Source organism: Bradyrhizobium sp. USDA 376 (genome assembly GCF_054063675.1).
Window position 1 is genome coordinate 4,167,259 of the sequence record NZ_JBSSGN010000001.1, and the last position, 20,668, is coordinate 4,187,926.

A 20,668-nucleotide genomic window follows, 5' to 3' on the forward strand; every position below is an offset into this window, starting at 1 on the left:
GCGCCGGTCACGGACAATAACTGCGAAAACAACCCCATGCACAGTAGCCGGTACCTGCGGAATCAATGGCTTGGCGAACGCTTCGCTGTTGTTCGGATTTTAAGAAGCTTGTTTGACTCGTCGGGCAAAACAGGGGCATGATGTCACCATGCCCCCGCTGCTCCTCAATGTCGGCGACATCGCGCGGAAGCGCTCCCCATTGCCGAGCGCGGCCGGCGATTCATGATGGGGGCGCAGCCGTCCAGGGAACTCGCGCGTTCAAATGTGATCCTTCGGTCATCGATCCTGCTTGACAGTTTTGTGTCTCAGGAGGAGCATCTCCGTGGTCGCAAACAAGCGACGCGTAACGTCCACTTCATGAGCAAGGGGAGGTCTATGACGCCACCTCCGCAAATCCAGCCGCGTTAATTGCGATGGAGCTCGTTCGGACTATCGCATAGCGGCGGAAACCGCGAACGGCACGCCGGGTCAAGGTTTAGCGGGCTGCATCAGTGAGGCATGGCCCCTACCTTCCCGGCGCTGTATTTTGCATCACATCGATCGTTGTGATGGCCGTGCTGAGGCCGCCCCGACGAATGCATTTTCATATACTGCTCACTCTCCTCCTCCTCGCCGTCATTCCGGGCCGAATCCCGGAATGACGGGCGGGCTGTTTGCGCGCACAGCGTTTGAATGGCGTTTCGCCTGGCCGAGGCGGCGCCGTCTCTGATCCTGCATTGCGGCAAATGCCAAGAGAATGTCGCCTCAAAGGCCAATTTCCGACACAGGGCAGGGGCGAATAGCAGTCATCCGACATGACGCATGTGCTTCGGCGGCGGTTCCGTCGCCGCCGGCGCATTCATTTTTTCTAGGGAATCCGCGTGTCGCATAAGCTTGTCCCGGCGCTTCTCGCAGCGCTCTTCCTCGCCATCTCGTCTGTCTCCCCGGCTCGCGCCGCGCCGCCCGCGCCGGACGTCAAGGGTGCGACCGCGCTGTCGCCCGATGAGGCGAAGCGCGCACTGGAAACCCTGCAGGATGACAAGAAGCGCGCGCAGATGATCGACACGCTGCGCGCGATCGCCAATGCGTCCGGTCCGCAGCAGCCTGCGCCCGAACAGAAATCGCCGATCCCGCTTGCGGCCGATGGCCTTGGTGCGCAGCTCATGCTCACGGTGTCGGAGCAGATCGGCGAGATATCGAGCGAGATCGCCGGCATGGCGCGGACGCTCACGCACTTCCCGGCCTTCTACTACTGGATCATGCGCACCGCGAACGACCCCGCGGCTTACAATCTCCTGATCGAGATCGCCTGGAAGCTCGCGCTGGTGCTCGGCTGCGCGCTCGCGGCCGAATGGGTGATCTTCCGTCTGATCCGCCGTCCGGTCGCGTTTCTGGAAGGACGCGTGCCGCAAACCGCGCGCCTGCCGGCACAGGCGCTGCCCCTTGCCGATCCACCGTCATCGGTGGCCGACGTGACGCCAGCACCTGAATTGCAAAAGCGCCGCCACAGTCTGGCGCGGGTCTGGCAGGTCATGCTGCGGCTGCCCTTCGTGCTTGGACGCTTCGTGCTCGAGCTGCTTCCCGTGTTCGTCTTCGTCGGCATCGCCACCGCGCTGCTCGGAACGGAGATCGGCGAGCCCACGACGGTGCGCCTCGTGATCCTCGCGGTCGTCAACGCCTATGCGTTCTCGCGCGGGCTGATCTGCCTGGTCCGTGCGCTGGCGGGGCCATTCGGCCTATTCCCGGTGCGGGCCGAGACCGCGGCCTATATCGAGATCTGGGCGCGCCGCATCGTCGGTGTCGGCGTCACCGGCATCGCCTTCGCCAATGTGGCGCTGCTGCTCGGGCTGCATCGCGCCGGTTACGCCGCGCTGATCCGCATGGTGATGCTGGTCGTGCACCTCTTCGTCGTCGTCATCATTCTGCAGTGCCGCCGCCAGGTCGCCGAGGCCATTCGCGCCCCCGCCGAACGGCAGGGGATCGCGGCGCGTCTGTGCAACCGCATCGCCGGCGGCTGGCATTATCTCGCCATCGCACTCGATCTGGCGCTGTGGGCGGTGTGGGCGCTGAACATCCGCAACGGCTATTCGCTGCTGCTGCAATATTTCGTCGGGACCATCGTGGTCGCCGTGATCACACGCGTCGCCATCATGCTGACGCTCAGCCTGATCGACCGCGGTTTCCGCATCAAGCCGGAGATCCTGCAGCGCTTTCCGGGGCTGGAGATCCGCGCCAACCGCTATCTGCCGCTGCTGCGCAAGATCGTCTCGGGTGCGATCGCCTTCATCGGCTTCGTGGCCGTGCTCGAGGTCTGGGGCGTGGACGCCATCGTCTGGTTCTACGGCGGCCAGATCGGCGGCCGGCTGATCTCGGCGGTGGTGACGATCGGCATTGCCGTGTCTATTGCTGCGGCCATCTGGGAAATCAGCAATGCGCTGCTGGATCGCCAGATCAATTCGCTGTCCAGGGACGGGCACTACGCCCGCGCGGCGCGCCTGCGCACCTTCCAGCCGATGCTGCGCACCGCGCTGCTCTGCCTGATCGCCACCGTCGTCGGACTCACCGCGCTGAGCGAGATCGGCGTCAATGTCGCGCCGCTGCTCGCGGGCGCCGGCATCGTCGGCATCGCCATCGGCTTCGGTTCGCAGAAGCTGGTGCAGGATCTCATCACCGGCCTGTTCCTGCTGCTCGAGAACACGGTGCAGGTCGGCGACACCGTTAGCGTCTCGGGGCTGACTGGCGTCGTCGAGAACGTCTCGATCCGCACCATTCGCCTGCGCGCCGGCGACGGCGCCGTGCACATCGTGCCGTTCAGCGCGGTCACCACCATCACCAATGCCAGCCGCGGTGCCGGCAACGCCTCCGTCAGCGTCAATGTCGCCTACAAGGAGGACACCGACCGCGCCGGCCAGATCCTCAAGGATATCGTCGACGAGATGCGGCGCGAGGCGGATTTCCGCGCGCTGATCCGCGGCGATCTCGAATTGTGGGGCATCGACAAGGTCGATGGCGCCATGGTGTCGATCGTCGGCCAGATCCGCTGCACCGAGGCCGGCCGCTGGCCGGTGCAGCGCGAATTCAATCGCCGCATGAAGCAGCGCTTCCAGCAGAACGGCATCGAGGTCGCTTCGGCGACCCAGACCATTCTGATGCACGTCGCGCCGCCGGCGGAAGGGGCCGCCAATCTGACGCCGCGGCGGGCGGCTGGATAGAAGCTCCGCAAAATTCCAGCTTGCCTGCGCTCGCCCGGCAGCGTTCACTCCAGCTTCAGCCCGCTGACAACATGCGGGCGGCAAGAAGGGTGGAGACGATGATGCGGGGGCTGTGGGCCGGATGTCGTGGTCATGTGCTCGTCATTTGCGCGCTGATCGGATGCGCGGCGTGGGCCGCAGCTGGCAATGCGCAGCCGTTTCCGTCGCGCCCAATCACCCTCGTCGTTCCGTTCGCAGCGGGCGGCCCGACCGACACGCTGGCGCGGATCTTGTCCGAGCGGATCGCGGCCGAACTGCACACGACGGTCGTGGTCGAGAACGTGGCGGGTGCGTCGGGCAGCATCGCCGGCGCCCGCGTCGCACGCGCGGCGCCTGACGGCACCACCATCACCATCGGCCATTGGGGCACGCATGTGCTCAACGGCGCGATCCTCAAGCTGCCCTATGACGTGATCGCCGATTTCGAGCCGGTTGCGACCATCGCGATGGGCACGCAGCTCATCGTCGGCCGGAAGTCGCTCGAGGCGAACACCCTGAAGGAGATGATCGCGTGGCTGAAGGCCCATCCCGGCAAGGCCACCGCCGGGACCGCTGGCGCGGGCACCGGCGCCCATGTCGCCGGCGTCTTCTTCAAGGAGAAGACCGGGACCGACTTCCAGTTCGTGCCCTATCGCGGAGCCGGGCCGGCGATGATCGATCTGGTTGCAGGCCAGATCGACATCATGTTCGACCAGGCCTCGAACTCGCTGCCGCAATACAAGAACGGCGCCATCAAGGCGTTCGCCGTGACCTCGCCGACACGGCTTGCATCTGCACCCGACATCCCGACTGTCGACGAGGCGGGCCTGCCCGGGCTCTATATCTCTTACTGGCACGGCATCTGGGCACCGAAGAACACGCCGAAGGATATCGTCGCAAAGCTCAACGCCGCTATCGTCGCCGTGCTCGCCGATCCCGCCGTGAAGCAGCGCTTCGCCGAATTGGGGCAGGAGATTCCGCCACCTGGTCAGCAATCGCCGACAGCGCTCGCGACTTTCCAGAAAGCCGAGGCCGAGAAATGGTGGCCGATTGTGAAGGCCGCCGACATCAAGCCTGAGTAGCGGCGCGGCGCCACCTGCACTGCTCCTCATCCTGAGGAGGTCGCGCAGCGGCCGTCTCGAAGGATGGCCGCGGGCGAGATCGGGGCCTTCATGGTTCGAGACGCGCGTGCCGCGCTCCTCACCATGAGGAGACGGAGTTTGCGCCGTTAACCTTTTCGCGTGCGCAATTGCCGGTTTGCGCGCCAATCTCGCTGCGGTGCGAGATCACAATCGAGCCCTAGGTTTCTACGTCCTTGATCTCAGGGGATCGCTGGCCGACAATGTCAGCGGTTCAATAAGAAACTCCCTGGGGGAATTCGTGAATAGACCTGCTCGGGTCAGCGCCCATTCGACATCATCCGACACCGCACACGGCATGACGCTGCTGCGCGATCCATTGCTCAACAAGGGCACCGCCTTCACGGAAGCGGAGCGCGAGGCGCTCGGCCTGCGCGGCCTGTTGCCTCCCTGCGTGCTGACGATGGAGACCCAAGCCCAGCGCGTGCTCACCAATCTGCGCACGCTGCCGACGGATCTCGAAAAATACGTCGCGTTGAACGCGCTGCACGACCGCAACGAGGCGCTGTTCTTCCGCGTCGTCGTCGACAACATCGACGAGATCCAGCCGATCATCTACACGCCGACCGTCGGGCTCGCCTGCCAGAAATACGGCCTGATCTTCCAGCGGCCGCGCGGCATGTTCATCTCCTCGCGCGACCGCGGCCAGATCGCCGAGATCCTGAAGAACTGGCCCTATCCGGCCAAGCTGATCGTCGTCACCGACGGCGAGCGCATTTTGGGACTTGGCGATCTCGGTGCCAACGGCATGGGGATTCCGGTCGGAAAACTCTCGCTCTATTCCGCCTGCGCCGGCGTGCATCCCGAACTGTGCCTGCCTGTTGTGCTCGACGTCGGCACCAACAACGAAGAGCTCCTGAACGATCCCTATTATCTCGGCCTGCGCGAGCGCCGGCTCACGGGCGAGGCCTATGACAGCTTCGTCGACGAGTTCATGACTGCCGCGCGGAAAACCTTCCCTGGCGTGCTGATCCAGTTCGAGGATTTCGCCAATCACTCGGCGTTCAAGCTGCTGCACAAATATCGCGACGAGGCCTGCGTCTTCAACGACGACATCCAGGGCACCGCGGCGGTGGCACTCGCCGGCATGTTCTCGGCCCTGCGCGTCTCCGGCGGCAAGCTGAAGGATCAGAAAATCCTGTTCCTCGGCGCGGGCGAGGCGGCGACGGGCATCGCCGATCTCGTGGTCTCCGCCATGATGGCGGAGGGGGCTTCCGAGGCGGAAGCGCTTCGCCGCAACTGGCTGGTGGATTCCCGAGGCCTCGTCGTCAGCGGCCGTGAGGGCCTTTCCGGCCACAAACTGCGCTATGCCCATACCGGCCAGGCGCCGATCGCCGATTTCCTCACCGCCATCAGGACGCTGAAGCCGACGGCGATCATCGGCGTCGCCGCGGTCGGCGGCGCCTTCACGCCCGAGGTGCTGAAGACGATGGCCGAGCTCAACGAGCAACCGATCGTGTTCGCGCTGTCCAACCCGACCTCGAAGGCGGAATGCTCGGCCGAGGATGCCTATCGCTACACCGAGGGGCGCGCGCTGTTTGCCTGCGGCAGCCCGTACGATCCGGTCACGCTCAGCGGCCGCACCTTCGTGCCGCGCCAGGGCAACAACTCCTACATCTTCCCCGGCGTCGGCCTCGGCGTCATCGCCAGCGGCTCCAAGCTGGTGACGGACGAGATGTTCATGGCGGCCGCCCATACGCTCGCCAACAGCGTTGGGAAGGAAGACCTCGCCCAAGGCAGCCTCTATCCGGCGCTGCCCCGCATCCGCGAGGTCTCGGCCAGCATCGCTGCCGCGGTGGCCGATGTCGCCTATCAGCGCGGGCTGGCGGACGGACCCGCGCCGAATGACGTGAAGGCCCTGATGCAGTCGCAGATGTACGAGCCGAAGTACTGAGGCTCACAAATTCAAGTTGAACTCGCGGAGGCGCCGCCCCTCACCCCAACCCTCTCCCCGTAAGAACGGGGAGAGGGAGTGAAGCAGCGTGCCTTCCTTACCTCTCCCCGCTCTTCTGCGGGGAGAGGTCGGATTGCGTAGTCAATCCGGGTGAGGGGCAGGGCACGCTGCCAATCAGGTCGGAGGTCCATCCGACTCCTCAGACGTTTCTAGATCGCCGATAGGTCAGCCCACCATCACCATTTCAGGTGGAATCGCCGTTGCCTGGCGCGGCCGTATATGCGACAGTCTGTAGCGTTACAAGAAAACTCAATCCGCAAGGTCAGATGCCATGGACGATCGTTTGCCCGAACTGGGCGACCTCGAGCGTGAGGTCATGCAATTGGTTTGGGCCCATGGTCCTGTCACGGCCGAGATCGTGCGTGAGCGGTTGTCGCGGCGTCTGAAGGAATCCACAGTGCGCACGGTGCTGCGCCGGCTGGAAGAAAAGGGCTATGTCAACCACACGGTGGACGGTCGCACCTACGTGTACCACGCCGCCGAACCCCGTGCGCGCGTTGCGGCCAAGGCGGTGCAGCGCATCGTCGACTGGTTCTGCAACGGCTCGGTCGAGGAGGTCCTCGTCGGCATGGTGGACAACAAGATGCTCGACCAGCAGCAATTGCGCTCGCTGGCCGACCAGGTGGCCAAGGCGAAGAAAGCGAGGGGAGTGAAGAAAGAATGATCGCAACTCTGGCGGAGGCGGCGCTGCGCTCCCTTGTGCTGGGAGGCGTCGTCTGGTTCGGTCTCACCCTGTTTCGCGTGCGCAATCCGCACGTCCATATGACGGCGTGGATCGTCGTGCTCATGGCCTCGCTCGCGATGCCGTTCGTGATGCACTGGCCGACGCTCACCATCGACCGGTTGCCCGCGTCCGTGCCGGTGCCGGGCGAATTGTGGCCGGCCGATATCGCGATGCTGGAGACGTCGCAGCCGGCGCTGCCGATCACGCCGGGCGCCGTCGTCGCGCCGCCGGCGAGAAGCGGCGTCTCGATCGACTGGTGGCTGGTGGCGACGATCGTCTATGCCGGCGTCGCCGGCCTGTTGCTGCTGCGGCTCGCCATCGGCCTCGGCCTGACCTGGCGCCTGGCGCGCACGGCGAAGCCGGTGAAAGGTGCGCAGTTGATCGACGCCGACATCCGCGTCAGCCGCGACGTCGGCGGACCCGTCACCTTCGGCTCGACCATTCTGGTGCCGCCGCAATTTGCAGGGTGGGATGCGAAGAAGCGCCTCGCGGTGCTCGCCCATGAAAGCGCGCATGTCGCCAATCGCGATTTCTACATCCTCCTGCTCGCCTCGCTCAATCGCGCGGTGTTCTGGTTCAGCCCGTTCTCCTGGTGGCAGCTCGCGCGCCTTGCCGAGCTCGCCGAGATCATCAGCGACGCGCAGGCGATCGAGGTGATCGACGACCGGCTGTCCTATGCGGAGATCCTGCTCGATTTTGCCAGCAGCGTGAAACCGCGCCCCGTCGAGCTCGCGATGGCGCGAGCCTCGACCGTGCGCGCCCGCGTCGAGCGCATCATCGCGGCGGCCGCGTTGCCGGTCGCGGTCGGTTGGCGCAAGCGGCTGTGGATCGCGGCCGCGATCGTGCCGGCGTTGATCGTCTCGACCGGCATGATCGCCTATCGCACGCCGGACCCTGCGCCCGCCGTTGCGGACAGCGGCGAGGTGCCGGCCGAGCATTATCACCCCTTCGTCAATTTCTACGCCATGGGCCCGGCCTCGGTGTTCGCGATCTTCCGCGAGGGCGACGAGCTCTACGGCCAGCTCACCGGGCAGCGCAAATTGCGCCTGACGGTCGGCAGTGACGGCACCGCATCCTACGCGGCCTCGTCCGGCGAGATCACGTTCTCAGCTGATGCGGAGCGCCGCTCGGCCGAGCTGATGCTGCGCATGAACGGCCGCGACATCCGCGCGGTCCGCGTCGCGGAGGTGCCGGCGGCGGCCACCGATTCCGTATCGCTCGATCAGTATATCGGCTGGTACAGGGTTGCGCCGAACCGCGTGCTCACCGTGCGCCGCGACGGCGATCGGCTGCAGGTGCAGGAAACCGTGCAGGGCCGGGCGGCGCTCCTCACTGAGGGCGCCGACGTCTTCTCGATCCATGGCGACAACCTCCTGATCTTCCTGCGCGACGAACAAGCCAGGGTCTCGCGCGTGCTGGTCCAGAACGCCGTGTTCGGGGCCCGTCTCGCGCCGCGGATCGATGCGGCCGTGGCGCAGGCGATCGAGGCGGACTTCGCGCGCCGCGTTGCGGAGGTGCCGGATCGTTTCCGCGAGCAGGTCCCCGTCGCCGGCGGCAAGGAGATGATCCTGCGCGGGATCGAGGATCTGCGCCACGGCACCCCGAACTACGACCGGATGAGCGCGCCGCTCGCTGCGAAGGTCCACCGTCAGCTCAATGAGACGCAGGCGACGTTCGTGGCGCTCGGCGCGCTCGAGTCGATCTTCTTCCGCGGCGTCGGTCCCGGCGGCTACGACATCTATGGCGCCAAGTTCGAGAACGGCACGGCGGAATTCCGTCTGCTGCTCGAGCCCGACGGCAAGGCCGGCGACGTGATCTTCCGGGCGGACGGCAATGACGAGCTCGGCGGCATCCTGCCTTGCTCGGAACAGGCGAATGTGCGCGGCCGCGCCGGCACCTCGCCGATCCGGATCATGGTCTACAACGAGCTCGGCGACGACATCCGCCTCTTCAATCTCGATGCCGACGGCAATCGCAAGACGGAGAGCGTCGTCAGATCCAACATGAGCTGGGCGGCCACGACCACAGTGAACAATGCCTGGGTGATTGCCGACAAGGCAGGGCGGTGCCTCGAGGTCTTGATGCCGGGCCGGCAGACGCGCTTCCACAATGTCGAAGCCTCGAGCCTCGGCGCAAAGCCGGGGCGTGCCGCACGCCGTGCCGTTCCAATCGCCAATGGCGAGGAGATGCTGCGCCGTTACATCGAGGGCATCGGCAAGGGACATCCCGATTACGAGCACATGACGCCTGAGGTCGCCGACCTCACGCGCCAGCAGCTTCCGTTCGACCAGGCCATCCTGACGCGGCTCGGCGCACTGCGTGCGGTGTCGTTCCGCGGCGTCACCGCGCTCGACAGCGACATCTACATCGCCCAGTTCGCCAACGGCTCGGCGGAATGGCGGATTGGCGTCAGGAACGGCACGATCACCAAGATCGCGCTCGGGCCGAATTTTTAGAAGCGTTGCGGTCGCCCGTCCGTCGCATCGGATGGGCGGCTCCCGATCTCTTGATGGCAACGGCTCAATCTCTGCTTGCCGGTGCATGCCACGAATGCTACAGTATGTAGCATTACAGTTCGTAGCCTCGCGCGGCGCGATGTCGGCAGGCGCGAGAGAATTGGGCGTTCGCCATGAGCAATTCTGCAAGGGCCGAGGCCGTGCTGGCGCTTCATCGCTTCGGCATGGGGCCGCGGCCGGGATCGATCGCCGCCATCGGCTCCGACCCGCGCGGCGCGCTGATCGCCGAGCTCGACCGGCCGCTGGTGCTGGCCGCCGCTGCCAGCCTTCCTCCCAGCGCGAAAGCCTATCGCACCGTGGCCGACGCCAATGCGCGGCGGGCGGCGCGCGCCAAGCAGGCGCAGCAGCAGGCCAAGAAGCAGCAGATGGCGGCCGCGCAGGCGATGTCGGAAGACCAGGCTCAGGCGCAAGGTCAGGGTCTGGAGAAGGACGCCGCCGAGATCGCGGCCAAGCAGGCCGCGGAAGCCGTTCCCGATCCCGGGCGTCCGATGTATTTGCAGGAGGCCAAGCTGCGCACGGAAGCTGCGCTTGCCGCCGATATCGGCTTTGCCGAGCGGCTGGTGTGGTTCTGGTCGAACCATTTCTGCGTCTCGGCCAACAAGATCCAGAGCATGTCCGGCGCCTATGAGCGCGAGGCCGTTCGCGCCAACGCGCTCGGCCGCTTTGTCGATCTCCTGCTCGCCGTCGAGGGCCATCCGGCGATGCTGTTCTATCTCGACAATCTGGAATCGATGGGCGCGAACTCGATTGCGGGCATCAATCGCAGCCGCGGCCTCAACGAGAACATCGCGCGCGAGATCATGGAGCTGCACACGCTCGGTGTGCGCACCGGCTACACCCAGGACGACGTCATCAGCTTCGCCAATGTCATGACCGGCTGGACGCTGGTGCCGCCAGGCGCCGATCCCCAGCATGGCGGCGAGTTCACCTTCAATCCGCGACTGCATGAGCCGGGCGGACAGACCGTACTCGGCAAGCGCTACGAGCAGGAGGACGCCGAGCAGGGCCGCGCCGTGCTGCGCGATCTCGCCGCGAACCCGGCCACCGCGACCCATGTCGCGACCAAGCTCGCGCGGCACTTCGTCGCCGACGAGCCGCCGCCCGCGTTGATCGAGCAGATGGCGAAGATCTTTCGCGACACCGAGGGCGATCTCAAGCGGGTCGCAATCGCGATGGTGTCGTCGGACGAGGCGTGGCGCGGACCGCCGTCAAAGCTCAAGCGTCCCGGCGAATGGGTCGCCGGCATGGTGCGCGCGACCGGCATCACGACCGTCGATCCCGTCCGTTACACCGGTGGCCAGGAGCTGCTCGGCGAGGCGCTGTGGCGTCCGTCCGCGCCGAAGGGCTATCCGGACGACGAGGCGAGCTGGATCGACGGTGTCGGCCGGCGGCTCGACATCGCCAACAACTTTGCCGAACGCATCACCGGCATGGCCGATCCGCAAGTCATCATCGAGGACGTGTTTGCATCGCAGATCGCATCCGAGGTGAAGCAGGCGGTCGGCCGTGCCGAGAGCCGGCAACAGGCGCTCGCGCTTCTGTTCATGTCGGCGGATTTTCAGAGGAGGTGAGCATGGGCTTTGATCGTCATCTGCCCACGCGGCGCGAGCTTCTGGCCGGCTCCGGCGCGCTGTTCGCATGGAGCCAGATGCCGCGGATCGCGCGCGCGGAAGGCCGCGATCCGCGCCTGCTCGTCGTCATCCTGCGCGGCGCGCTCGATGGTCTCGGCGCGGTCGCGCCGGTCGGCGATCCCGACTGGATCGCCCTGCGCGGTGACCGCGCGCTGCTGCTCGAGGGCAAGCCGCCGGCGCTGCCGCTCGATTCCTTCTTCGCGCTCAATCCGGCGATGCCGAACCTGCACCGGCTCTACAAGAGCGGCAAGGCCGCGATCGTTCATGCCACGGCGACGCCCTATCGCGAGCGTTCGCATTTCGACGGCCAGGACGTGCTGGAGAGCGGCTTCACCAGGCCCGGTGCGACCGCTTCGGGATGGCTCAACCGCGCGCTGCTCGCGATGGAGTCCGGCGGCCGTGTCGATCCGCGCGGCAGCCGTGCGCTCGGCATCGGTTCGGTGACGCCGCTGGTGGTGCGCGGCTCGGCGCCGGTCATGACATGGGTGCCGCAAAAACTTCTGCCCGCGAGCCAGGATACGCAGAACCGCCTGCTCGATCTCTACCAGCACACCGATCCGAAGCTTGCGACCGTGCTTCAGGCGCGCATGAAGCTCGCTTCGCTCGACGGCGCGATGGGCACGGGCGATCCGATGTCGGACGATCCGACGCTGGCGCCGCCGGGCATTGCGCGCGTGCGCGCCTATTTCGCCGAGGCCGCCGGCACCGCCGCGCGCTATCTCGCCAAGCCCGACGGCCCGCGCGTCGGCGCGATGGGTTTCGTCGGCTGGGACACGCACATCGCCGAAGGCGCGGCGTCGGGCCAGCTCTACAATCTGCTCGGCGCGCTCGACGGCGCGTTCGCGGCGATCGAAAGCAACATGGGCGAAGTGTGGCACGAGACCGTGGTCGCCGTCGTCACCGAGTTCGGCCGCACAGCGCGCATCAACGGTACGCAAGGTACCGATCACGGCACCGGCACCGTCGCCTTCCTCATCGGCGGCGGGCTCGCCGGCGGCCGCGTGATCGCGGACTGGCCGGGCCTGAAGCCCGCGCAACTGTTCGAGGACCGCGATCTCAAGCCGACCACGGATCTGCGCGCGGTGCTGAAAGGCCTGCTCAGGGATCACCTGCGCGTCGAGGAGAAGATGCTTGCCGAGACGGTCTTCCCGGGCAGCACTGAGGTCAAACCGATGGGAGGCCTCGTCGGCTGACGGCGCGCCTCCAGCAAACCGGATCGGGTTCATGTGCACACTGACACAATTGGAGCTCGACTTTCTCGCCAGCCTGAAAACCGGCTGGCGGCGGCTCTATCGGCGCGAGCTGATGCGGCTGCTCCGGGGGGACGTCGAGACCGGGGAGGCCCGGCCGGACACGCGCCCGACTATTTTGCGCATCGTATCGGGCTGATCTGTCCCGATTCAGGACATCCACTGTGATGGAATCGTCACAGCCGGCGCGAAACGGTGGCGGCCGCAAGGCCGCTTTTGTTCCGACAAGGTTCTGCCCTCATTGCCCACCGAAACTTGGGGTTGTTCGGAGGGCGCATCATGTCTCGCATTGCACGTGCCGAAACTGCCCGAATGTCGCTGGCAACCTCGAGCCGCTTGCTGCTCGCGATCCTGGGTGCCGCATCGCTCGCCGCCTGCGCGCAGTCACCGGTCGGCCGCCAGAAAGCCGATCTCGCCGGCACAAGCCGGCAGGCCGCGATCGAGCGGCCGCACAGGGTGGCGGCGCTGCATCCGCGGCCGATCAGCCGGGCGCGCATCCCCGACGGTGACGCAAGGCGAACCGCCTCGCATGGTCTTGCCAGCTTCTACTCCGACACCGAGACCGCGAGCGGCGAAAAGTTCGACAAGAACGAACTGACCGCGGCGCATCGGAGCCTGCCGTTCGGCACCAAGCTGCGCGTCACCGACGTGTCCTCCGGCCGCTTCGTCACCGTCAGGGTCAATGATCGCGGCCCCTTCGTTCGCGGGCGCGTGGTCGACATCTCTCCGTCAGCGGCCGAAGCGCTCGGCATGGTCGACAAGGGCCTCGCCAACGTCCGCCTCGACGTCGTGCGATGAGGCGCGTTTCGCGCGTATGAGGCTACGCGCTTAACCGGCTGTTAGGCGCTTCTCAAGCACCATGGCTACCCAAACAATTCGGGGCTTTTGGGGGGCGGCGCTTGAACACGATCCAGTATCTCGAAGATCAGGCCGCGCGTGCCGAGCGGCTCGCCAAACGGATCACGGATACGCTGACGATCGAAAAGCTCCTGACCTTCGCCGGCGAACGCCGCCGCGAGATCGAGGTCATCACCGGCAAGTATCGGCGCGCATAACTCCCGTTACCCATGCTCAGCTGTGGCTCTCGACGAAGTCGCTGAGATAGTCGGGCAGCTCTCTGCCATCGATGTCGCAGCGCGCCTTTATCTCGCCGGCGACGTCGGTCGAGATGTCCTTCATCCAGTGCTCGAGCGTGTTGAACGAGATCACCATGATGGGATCGTTGAAGCAACCGGCGACGAGCTCGCCGATCGCGGCATCGAGATCGCTGCGCTCGATGCGGATTTCAGTCGCTCTATCGAGACGGTCGACGACGACGAACAGGGTTTGGTCCGCGCCATAGGGCACGACCGGGGAGGGCACATCAGCTGCACGCATTGCAGACACTCACGACTTGACTTCCGATCTCCGACAACGGGAAAAACCGGAAGAAGGTTCCTACGCACGTGCTTGTGAAGGCCGTCAGAGAAATTCTCTCCAGCGTGATAGCTCGATGACGTGCTCGGGAGAGAGAACGGCGGTAACCAGTGGCGGCTGCGGCGCGGTGCGGATCTCATAGAGATGCCGGGTTGCCGCCGGCTTCTGCATGAAGGCCGAGATACATTCGTCGAGCGTCCCCTCGCTCACCTGGTAGGGCACGCGGTCCGGGCGGCGCTGGTTGGCGAGCGACGGCCATTTATGCAGCGCCGCAAGCGCGCCGAAATCGACTTTTGACTCCGCAACAACGTCCCCCATCGTCCCGCCTCACGCAAAAAGAACCCCAGCGCGCGAATCTGCGCGCCGGGGCCTACACCTTATCGCTGCATCTCAATGCCACGATCACTCAACGCAGCAGCCGGCAAAAGGTTCCCGGCCGATCCGTTGCAGTTCAGCTCGCAGCTGCCGCGATCTTATGCCCCGAGCTGGTGTGACCGTGGCTGTTCTCGTCGCTGCTGCTGACCTCCGGCGGAAGCCCGGCGAAGCGCCGCAGGGCTTCGGCCATCTGCACCCGGCCCGGCGCGCCCGTGATCACCACGTCCACCATCGTGAAGGACGAGTGGAAATGGCCGCGCGCCTTGAGTTGCTCGACCGGGACGCCGGCGGCCGCCATCGCCTCGGCATAGGCGACGCCCTCGTCACGCAGCGGATCGAACTCGCAGGTGACGACGAAGGCCGGCGGCAGGCTCGCGACCTTGCCGCGCAGCGGCGAGACTCGCGGATCGGTGCGGTCCGCCGGCGAGCAGTAGAGGTCCCAGAACCAGTCCATCAGCGAGCGCGTCAGGAAATAGGCGGTCGCATTGTCGTTGTAGGAGGGCCGATCGAACGTGCAGTCGGTGACCGGACAGATCAGCAGTTGGCCCGCAATCTCGGGCCCACCCCGGTCGCGCGCGAGCTGGCAGGTGACGGCGGCGATGTTGCCCCCGGCGCTCCAGCCGGCGACCAGCACCGGCCCCGGTCTGCCGCCGAGCTCGGCGGCGTGCTCGGCGATCCAGCGTGTTGCCGCATAGCCGTCTTCGGCCGCAGCCGGGAAGCGATGCTCCGGTGCGTGACGATAGCCGACGCTGACGAACATCATGCCGGTCCTGCGCACCATGTCGCGGCAGAACGGCTCGTCCGATTGCTCGTCGCCGAGCACCCAGCCGCCACCGTGGAAATAGACCACGACCGGATGCGGACCTGCTGTCGTGGGCTTGAAGACACGATAAGGCAGCGGACCGTCGGCACCGGGCAGGGTGCCGTCGACGATCTCGCCGATCGGCCGTCCGGCGGGACGGCCCTTGTTGAACTCGTTGACGAAGGCGCGCGCGCCTTCCGCGCCCATCGACTCGATCGGCGGCAGGTTGAGCGTTGCCAGCAGGTTCAGCACCAGCCGCACGTCCGGCTGCAGCCGTACCACCTCGCCGTCATTGCATTGCGCGGTGCCATTGGGGCCGGTGAGCCTGAAGCCAAGCATGCCGCGGCTGACCACCTCGTCGCAGATGCTGCGATAGGGGCCGACGCCGCCGGTATAGGGCATCAGACCCTGCACCTTGCCGGGCACGTTGGCGCCCGTGTACCAGGTGTTGGCGAGCCGGTGCAGCGTCAGCATCGAGCAGTCCGCCATGTGCTGGCCCCAGCCCGCCTGCGCCATCTCGGTCGGCTCGATCGTGGTGAAGCCGGCATCGCGCAGCGCGGCAAGGCGATCGACGACCCAGTCGACATGCTGCTCGATCGACACCGCCATGTTGGACAGCACCGACGGGCTGCCGGGTCCGGTGATCATGAAGAAGTTCGGGAAGCCTTCCACCGTGACGCCGAGATAGGTCTGCGGCCCCTGCGCCCAGACGTCGGTGAGCGACTTGCCGCCGCGCCCTGTGATCGGATGCACGGCGCGGATCGCGCCGGTCATGGCGTCGAAGCCGGTCGCGAACACGATGACGTCGAGGTCGAAGCTGCGGCCGTTCGTGAAGATGCCGCTCGCCGTGATCGCCTTGATCGGCTCCTGCCGGAGGTTGACCAGCGTGACGTTCGGCCGGTTGTAGGTGGCGTAATAGTTGGTGTCGAGACAGGGACGCTTGGCACCGAAGGGATGGTCATGCGGTGTGAGTGCCGCGGCGGTCTCGGGATCCCTGACGGCGGCGCGGATCTTCTCGCGGATCAGGTCCTGGACGATCTTGTTGCCGTCGACGTCCACCGCCTGGTCGGCCCAGAGCTGCGTCAGGATATGGACGAGGTCGCCGGCGGCCCAGGCACGTTCGAACCGCTCACGACGTTCGGCATCGCTCAATTGCCAGCTCACGACCGTCTGCTGCGGATAAGGCACGCCAGCCATCGACTGGCGCGCCTGCTCGCGATAGGCCGCGCGGTCGCCCTGCAACAGGCTCATGCGGTCGGAGGGGGCGGGGCCGTTGTGCGCCGGCAATGCGAAATTCGGCGTGCGCTGGAACACGGTCAGATGCGCGGCCTGCTCGGCGATCAGCGGGATCGACTGGATGGCCGACGAGCCCGTGCCGATCACGGCGACGCGCTTGCTCGCGAGATTGACGCCGTCATGCGGCCAGCGGCCGGTGAAATAGACCTCGCCCTTGAAGTCCTCGACGCCGTCGATCTCCGGCGGCTTGGGTGCGGAGAGGCAGCCGGTGGCCATGATGTAGTGGCGGCAGGAGACAGGCGCGCCATTATCGGTGGTGAGCTGCCAGCGCTCGGCCGCCTCGTCCCATCTGGCTTCGGTCACCTTGGTCTTGAAGCGGATGTCGCGGCGCAAATCATAGCGGTCGGCGACGAAACCGAGATAGCGCAGGATCTCGGGCTGGGTCGCGTATTTCTCCGACCAGGTCCAGGCCGCCTCGAGGTCGGGATCGAACGTGTAGCTGTAGTCGATGGTCTGGATGTCGCAGCGCGCGCCGGGATAGCGGTTCCAGTACCAGGTTCCCCCGACGTCGCCGGCTTCTTCGAGGGCGACCGCCGTCAACCCGGCCTTGCGCAGGCGATGGAGAAGATAGAGGCCGGCAAACCCGGCGCCGACCACGGCGACGTCGACCTGCTCTGCTGTTCCACTCGCCGCTTTCGACTCACGCGCAGCGACCATTGCTTCAGGCATGGCATTTCCTCCCGTGCGTTTTGTTTTGCCGGCAGGCTAGTCCTGCAGGCTCGGCTTGTCACCAGAACAAGTGCAATCCTCGGTAGTCGTTTGCGGCTTCACGGTGGCGGCGCGAACGTTGCTCCAATGCACGCATCGCGATGCACAATGGCCGTGATTACCCGGGCTAATCATGCCTGATCCCTCTGTGTATGCTTGCGGTTACAAGCCACGCGTGCCGGCCGGGCGTCATGACAGAGTTGAGTGAGCGGACCAAAGCCAACATGGACGTCGTCCTGGAGCAGACGTGTCGCCAATTGCCGCACGGCGGCGATCATGACAGCCGCAAGTTCATCGCCGAGCGCCTGATCGAGGCGGCGCAGTCGGGACACTCTACGCTCGGTGAGCTCGGCATCATCGCCCGCCGCGCGCTGGCAGAGATTCTCGCCAAGGGCGGTTAGGCTCGCGCCGCGAGGCTTGCCTCTTCGCGTGTCGCGGACATAACCTTGCAGGAAACCTTCGCGCATCGAGATCCCCAAGATGCGGTCCCTGCTTGCGCTCATTGCGGCTTCCGCATTCCTCTGCCTTGCTGACCCGGCCGTCGCCCAGCCGGTCGGAAAGTTTCCGTTTGCGCTGACGCGCGAAGGCCAGATGCTCGGCGGGGTCGAGGGCGAGGTGGCCTTTTTCAAGGGGCTGGCTTATGCGACGCCGCCGGTCGGGCCGCTGCGCTGGCGTTCGCCAGAGGTCACGCCTGAAAGCTCGGAGATGCGCACCGCCTATGAGTACGGTGCGCCGTGCCTTCAACCGTCGCTGTCCGGTGCGAGCGAGGATTGCCTCACGCTGAATGTGTTTCGCCCGTTCGGCGTCGACGGCCCGCTGCCGGTGATGGTGTTCATCCATGGCGGCGCCTTTGTCAGCGGCACAGTGAACGATCCGCTGTTCGACGGCGCCAGGCTCGCGCAGGCCGGCCTCATCCTGGTCACCGTGAATTATCGTCTTGGCGCGCTCGGCTGGCTCAGCCATCCCGCGCTGTCGGGAGGCGGCTCCGGAAATTACGGGCTGATGGATCAGATCGCGGCGCTGCGCTGGGTGCACGACAACATCGCGGCGTTCGGTGGCGATCCCGGCAACGTCACTCTGTTCGGCAGTGACGCGGGCGCGACATCGATCGCGCTGTTGATGCTGTGCGGCGAGGCGCGCGGCCTGTTTCAGAAAGCCATTTTGCAATCGCTGCCCGGCCGCGTGCGCCTGCGCTCGCGGCAGGAAGCGGAGGCCTGGGGCCTGCATTTCGTCGCGACGCTTGGCCAGGATGGCACCGACCCGCGCGCGATTGCGCCGGCGCGGCTGCTTGCGGCCGAACGGATGCTGCTCGCAAAATCCCCGCACGGCTTCGCGCCGGCAATTGACGGGGGTCTCGTGACGGAAGATATCGCCGCTGGTTTTGCGGCCGGACATGAAAGCCGGATTCCCCTGATCGTCGGCTCCAACAATGACGAGACGGGTTTCGACAGTGAGCCGGAGGTCGCGGAGGCACTTGCCTCATCAGGTGCGAGAGCCGAACAGCTGCGCAAGCTCTATCCCGACCTCGACAAGCCGTCGGACCTTGCAGCCCAAGTCTACACCGACAAGGTCTTCTCCGAGCCGGTGAGGCTGCTGGCGCGCCTGCACGCCGCGACCGGCGCGCCGACCTTCCGCTATCGCTTCGCCTATGTGCCGGAGGCGCGACGCGCCAATCCCGAGGGCGGTCACGGGCGCGAGTTGCAATTCATCTTCGGCGCGGAAGGCGTGCCCGGTGCCGGCATCCTGTCGCGGCGCGATCGCGAGATCGCAAGCCGCATGCGCGCCTTCTGGATCAATTTCGCGAGGAGCGGCGATCCCAACGGTCCTGAGCTGCCACGCTGGGACGCGGCGGCACGCAGCGATCGCCTGCTGCTGATTGCGAACGATCGCATGGCGAGCGGAGACGACCCCTTCGCGGAGCGCCTCGACTGGCTCGCAGATGAGAGCAGGAAATGAGTCGGACTTAAGCCGCGAGCTCGACGCGCGGCGCCGGGCTCAGCCGGTCTTCCTCGAGATAGTCCATCGCACCGTCCTTCTCGACGGCATAGAACTGCTGGCCTTCCCGCGACTTGAAGGCGGCGCGAACGACGCCGCGGCGGCCCTTGTCACTGTTGACGACGTCCCCCAGCGCAAACTTCCTCATCTCACGTCCTCGTCTTCTGGCCGACTCCTTCGGCCACGGCGGGATTTTGGAAGCCAAATCGTTAACGACTTGCTAACCATACGAGTTTGCCTATGCTCGCGGCCGGTCGCGTGGGATCGCTGCACGCGTATGTTGTCTTTGAGCCGAGCCTTTACCCATGACGAGATTTCCGACCCTCTTCCTGTCGCATGGCGGCGGCCCCTGGCCCTTCATGGAGGACCGGCGGGTGCAATATGCAAGGACGGCCGAGGAGTTCGGCCGGCTGCCGCAGCTTCTCCCGGAAAGACCGACGGCCGTGCTCGTCATCACCGGGCATTGGGAGGCCGACGCCTTCACCGTGTCGACCTCGGCGCATCCGCCGATGGTCTACGACTATTACGGTTTCCCCGAGCACACCTATCACCTCAAATATCCCGCGCCGGGCAAGCCGGAGCTTGCTGCGGAGGTGAGGGCGCTGCTCAAGCACGCCGGCCTCGATTGCCGCGAAGATCCCAATCAGGGGTTTGACCACGGCACCTTCGTCCCGCTCGGCCTGATGTATCCCAACGCCGACATGCCGATCGTGCTCTTGTCGCTGAAGTCGAGCTACGATGCAGCCGAGCACATCAAGGTCGGGGAGGCGATCTCATCGCTGCGTGACGAGGGCATCCTGATCGTCGGCAGCGGGCTCACCTATCACAACATGCGCGGTTTCAACCGGCCGGAATCGAAGCCGGTTTCGTACGATTTCGAGGCCTATCTGAACGAGGCGATCAGCAACCCCGATGCGGCGCGCCGCAACGCGATGCTGGTCGACTGGGAGAGCGCGCCGAGCGCACGCCTTGCGCATCCGCGCGAGGACCATCTGCTGCCGCTGATGGTGGCGGCCGGTGCCGCCGGCAGCGATGTGGGCAAGCGCGTCTTCGTCGACGAGGTCGCGGGCGTCGCGATGGCGTCGTATGTGTTTGGTGGGTGATCTTCTCCCTCTCCCCGCTTGCGGGGAGAGGCGAAGAAAGCGTCACCCGTATCGCAGCTTCATCACCAGGATGCCGCCGGCGAGCAGCATGGTGACGGCGTTCGAGGCGATCAGGGGCCCATCGCCCGAGAGCAGGCCGTAGATGAGCCAGAGCGCCAGGCCCAGCACCATGACCAGGAACATGCCGAGCGAGATGTCGCCGGTGGAGCGGGTCTTCCACACCTTGATGGCTTGCGGCGCGTAGGCCACCGTGGTGCAGGTGGCGGCGGCAAAGCCGATCAGCTTGATCAATAGCGGGTCCATGCCGGTCCTATAGCATGGATTCGACGTCGGTCATGCCTCAGCCATGCGCATCGCATAAGGCTTCTTGGAGGCAGTCTGCGCGCGCCTCGTCCTTCGAGACGACCTCTTCGCGGTCTCCTCAGGATGAGGCTAAGCAGCATCAGTGCCCGTGGAAATTGCTGCCGCGCACTCCGTCCTCATCCTGAGGAGCCCGCCAAAGCGGGCGTCTCGAAGGATGCGCCGCAGGGAGGCTTTTCACATATGAGAG

The 20,668-nt window shown here is 65.9% G+C and carries 18 protein-coding genes; 13 read left to right on the plus strand and 5 right to left on the minus strand.

The window, feature by feature from the left end:
* The first annotated feature begins 860 nt into the window (after positions 1-860).
* From ACVJ19_RS19560 to ACVJ19_RS19605, 10 genes are all read left to right on the plus strand, one after another.
* Entirely contained in the window at positions 861-3,191 is a 2,331-nt protein-coding gene (locus ACVJ19_RS19560; RefSeq protein WP_453950643.1) for a mechanosensitive ion channel domain-containing protein, read from the plus strand.
* A gap of 101 nt (positions 3,192-3,292) precedes the next feature.
* Positions 3,293-4,291: a tripartite tricarboxylate transporter substrate-binding protein gene (locus ACVJ19_RS19565; RefSeq protein ID WP_453955165.1), complete on the plus strand. Its 999-nt coding sequence runs from the start codon at positions 3,293-3,295 to the stop codon at positions 4,289-4,291.
* Positions 4,292-4,589: 298 nt separating this feature from the next.
* Positions 4,590-6,242, plus strand: coding sequence for an NAD-dependent malic enzyme (locus tag ACVJ19_RS19570; protein ID WP_453950644.1), 1,653 nt, complete (start codon positions 4,590-4,592; stop codon positions 6,240-6,242).
* Between the two features lie 331 nt (positions 6,243-6,573).
* The gene (locus tag ACVJ19_RS19575; protein WP_453950645.1) at positions 6,574-6,966 is read left to right on the plus strand and encodes a BlaI/MecI/CopY family transcriptional regulator; all 393 of its coding nucleotides are present in this window, start codon (positions 6,574-6,576) and stop codon (positions 6,964-6,966) included.
* The gene (locus ACVJ19_RS19580) at positions 6,963-9,482 is read left to right on the plus strand and encodes a M56 family metallopeptidase (RefSeq protein ID WP_453950646.1); all 2,520 of its coding nucleotides are present in this window, start codon (positions 6,963-6,965) and stop codon (positions 9,480-9,482) included. The genes ACVJ19_RS19575 and ACVJ19_RS19580 overlap by 4 nt, the downstream gene beginning before the upstream one ends.
* Positions 9,483-9,655: 173 nt before the next feature.
* Positions 9,656-11,113 carry a DUF1800 domain-containing protein gene (locus tag ACVJ19_RS19585; RefSeq protein WP_453950647.1) on the plus strand — a complete coding sequence of 486 codons (1,458 nt, stop codon included), beginning with the start codon at positions 9,656-9,658 and terminating at the stop codon, positions 11,111-11,113.
* 2 nt (positions 11,114-11,115) lie between these two features.
* A complete protein-coding gene (locus tag ACVJ19_RS19590) occupies positions 11,116-12,366 on the plus strand; it encodes a DUF1501 domain-containing protein (RefSeq protein ID WP_453950648.1) in 1,251 nt (416 codons plus the stop codon).
* A 31-nt stretch (positions 12,367-12,397) separates the two neighbouring features.
* Positions 12,398-12,562: a hypothetical protein gene (locus ACVJ19_RS19595; protein ID WP_453950649.1), complete on the plus strand. Its 165-nt coding sequence runs from the start codon at positions 12,398-12,400 to the stop codon at positions 12,560-12,562.
* A gap of 140 nt (positions 12,563-12,702) precedes the next feature.
* The gene (locus ACVJ19_RS19600) at positions 12,703-13,221 is read left to right on the plus strand and encodes a septal ring lytic transglycosylase RlpA family protein (RefSeq protein ID WP_453950650.1); all 519 of its coding nucleotides are present in this window, start codon (positions 12,703-12,705) and stop codon (positions 13,219-13,221) included.
* A 101-nt stretch (positions 13,222-13,322) separates the two neighbouring features.
* Complete coding sequence (locus ACVJ19_RS19605; RefSeq protein WP_018640808.1) at positions 13,323-13,478, plus strand: hypothetical protein; 156 nt, start codon at positions 13,323-13,325, stop codon at positions 13,476-13,478.
* Positions 13,479-13,494: 16 nt separating this feature from the next.
* Here ACVJ19_RS19605 and ACVJ19_RS19610 read toward each other — a convergent pair whose 3' ends face one another.
* The 3 genes from ACVJ19_RS19610 to ACVJ19_RS19620 form a co-directional block, all read right to left on the minus strand.
* On the minus strand, positions 13,495-13,800 hold the full coding sequence (locus tag ACVJ19_RS19610; protein ID WP_453950651.1) for a hypothetical protein: 306 nt from the start codon (positions 13,798-13,800) through the stop codon (positions 13,495-13,497).
* 84 nt (positions 13,801-13,884) lie between these two features.
* The gene (locus ACVJ19_RS19615; protein ID WP_453950652.1) at positions 13,885-14,157 is read right to left on the minus strand and encodes a hypothetical protein; all 273 of its coding nucleotides are present in this window, start codon (positions 14,155-14,157) and stop codon (positions 13,885-13,887) included.
* Positions 14,158-14,290: 133 nt separating this feature from the next.
* Entirely contained in the window at positions 14,291-16,981 is a 2,691-nt protein-coding gene (locus tag ACVJ19_RS19620) for a flavin-containing monooxygenase (RefSeq protein WP_453950653.1), read from the minus strand.
* A gap of 191 nt (positions 16,982-17,172) precedes the next feature.
* Here ACVJ19_RS19620 and ACVJ19_RS19625 point away from each other — a divergent pair, with 191 nt between their 5' ends.
* Both ACVJ19_RS19625 and ACVJ19_RS19630 read left to right on the plus strand, forming a co-directional pair.
* Positions 17,173-17,421, plus strand: coding sequence for a hypothetical protein (locus ACVJ19_RS19625; protein ID WP_453950654.1), 249 nt, complete (start codon positions 17,173-17,175; stop codon positions 17,419-17,421).
* A 79-nt stretch (positions 17,422-17,500) separates the two neighbouring features.
* Entirely contained in the window at positions 17,501-18,976 is a 1,476-nt protein-coding gene (locus tag ACVJ19_RS19630; RefSeq protein ID WP_453950655.1) for a carboxylesterase/lipase family protein, read from the plus strand.
* Positions 18,977-18,983: 7 nt separating this feature from the next.
* Here ACVJ19_RS19630 and ACVJ19_RS19635 read toward each other — a convergent pair whose 3' ends face one another.
* The gene (locus tag ACVJ19_RS19635; RefSeq protein WP_027547875.1) at positions 18,984-19,163 is read right to left on the minus strand and encodes a hypothetical protein; all 180 of its coding nucleotides are present in this window, start codon (positions 19,161-19,163) and stop codon (positions 18,984-18,986) included.
* 157 nt (positions 19,164-19,320) lie between these two features.
* Here ACVJ19_RS19635 and ACVJ19_RS19640 point away from each other — a divergent pair, with 157 nt between their 5' ends.
* Positions 19,321-20,118, plus strand: a complete 798-nt coding sequence (locus tag ACVJ19_RS19640) for a DODA-type extradiol aromatic ring-opening family dioxygenase (RefSeq protein ID WP_453950656.1) — start codon at positions 19,321-19,323, stop codon at positions 20,116-20,118.
* Positions 20,119-20,160: 42 nt separating this feature from the next.
* Here ACVJ19_RS19640 and ACVJ19_RS19645 read toward each other — a convergent pair whose 3' ends face one another.
* On the minus strand, positions 20,161-20,421 hold the full coding sequence (locus ACVJ19_RS19645; protein ID WP_018640800.1) for a SemiSWEET transporter: 261 nt from the start codon (positions 20,419-20,421) through the stop codon (positions 20,161-20,163).
* Positions 20,422-20,668: the final 247 nt, after the last annotated feature.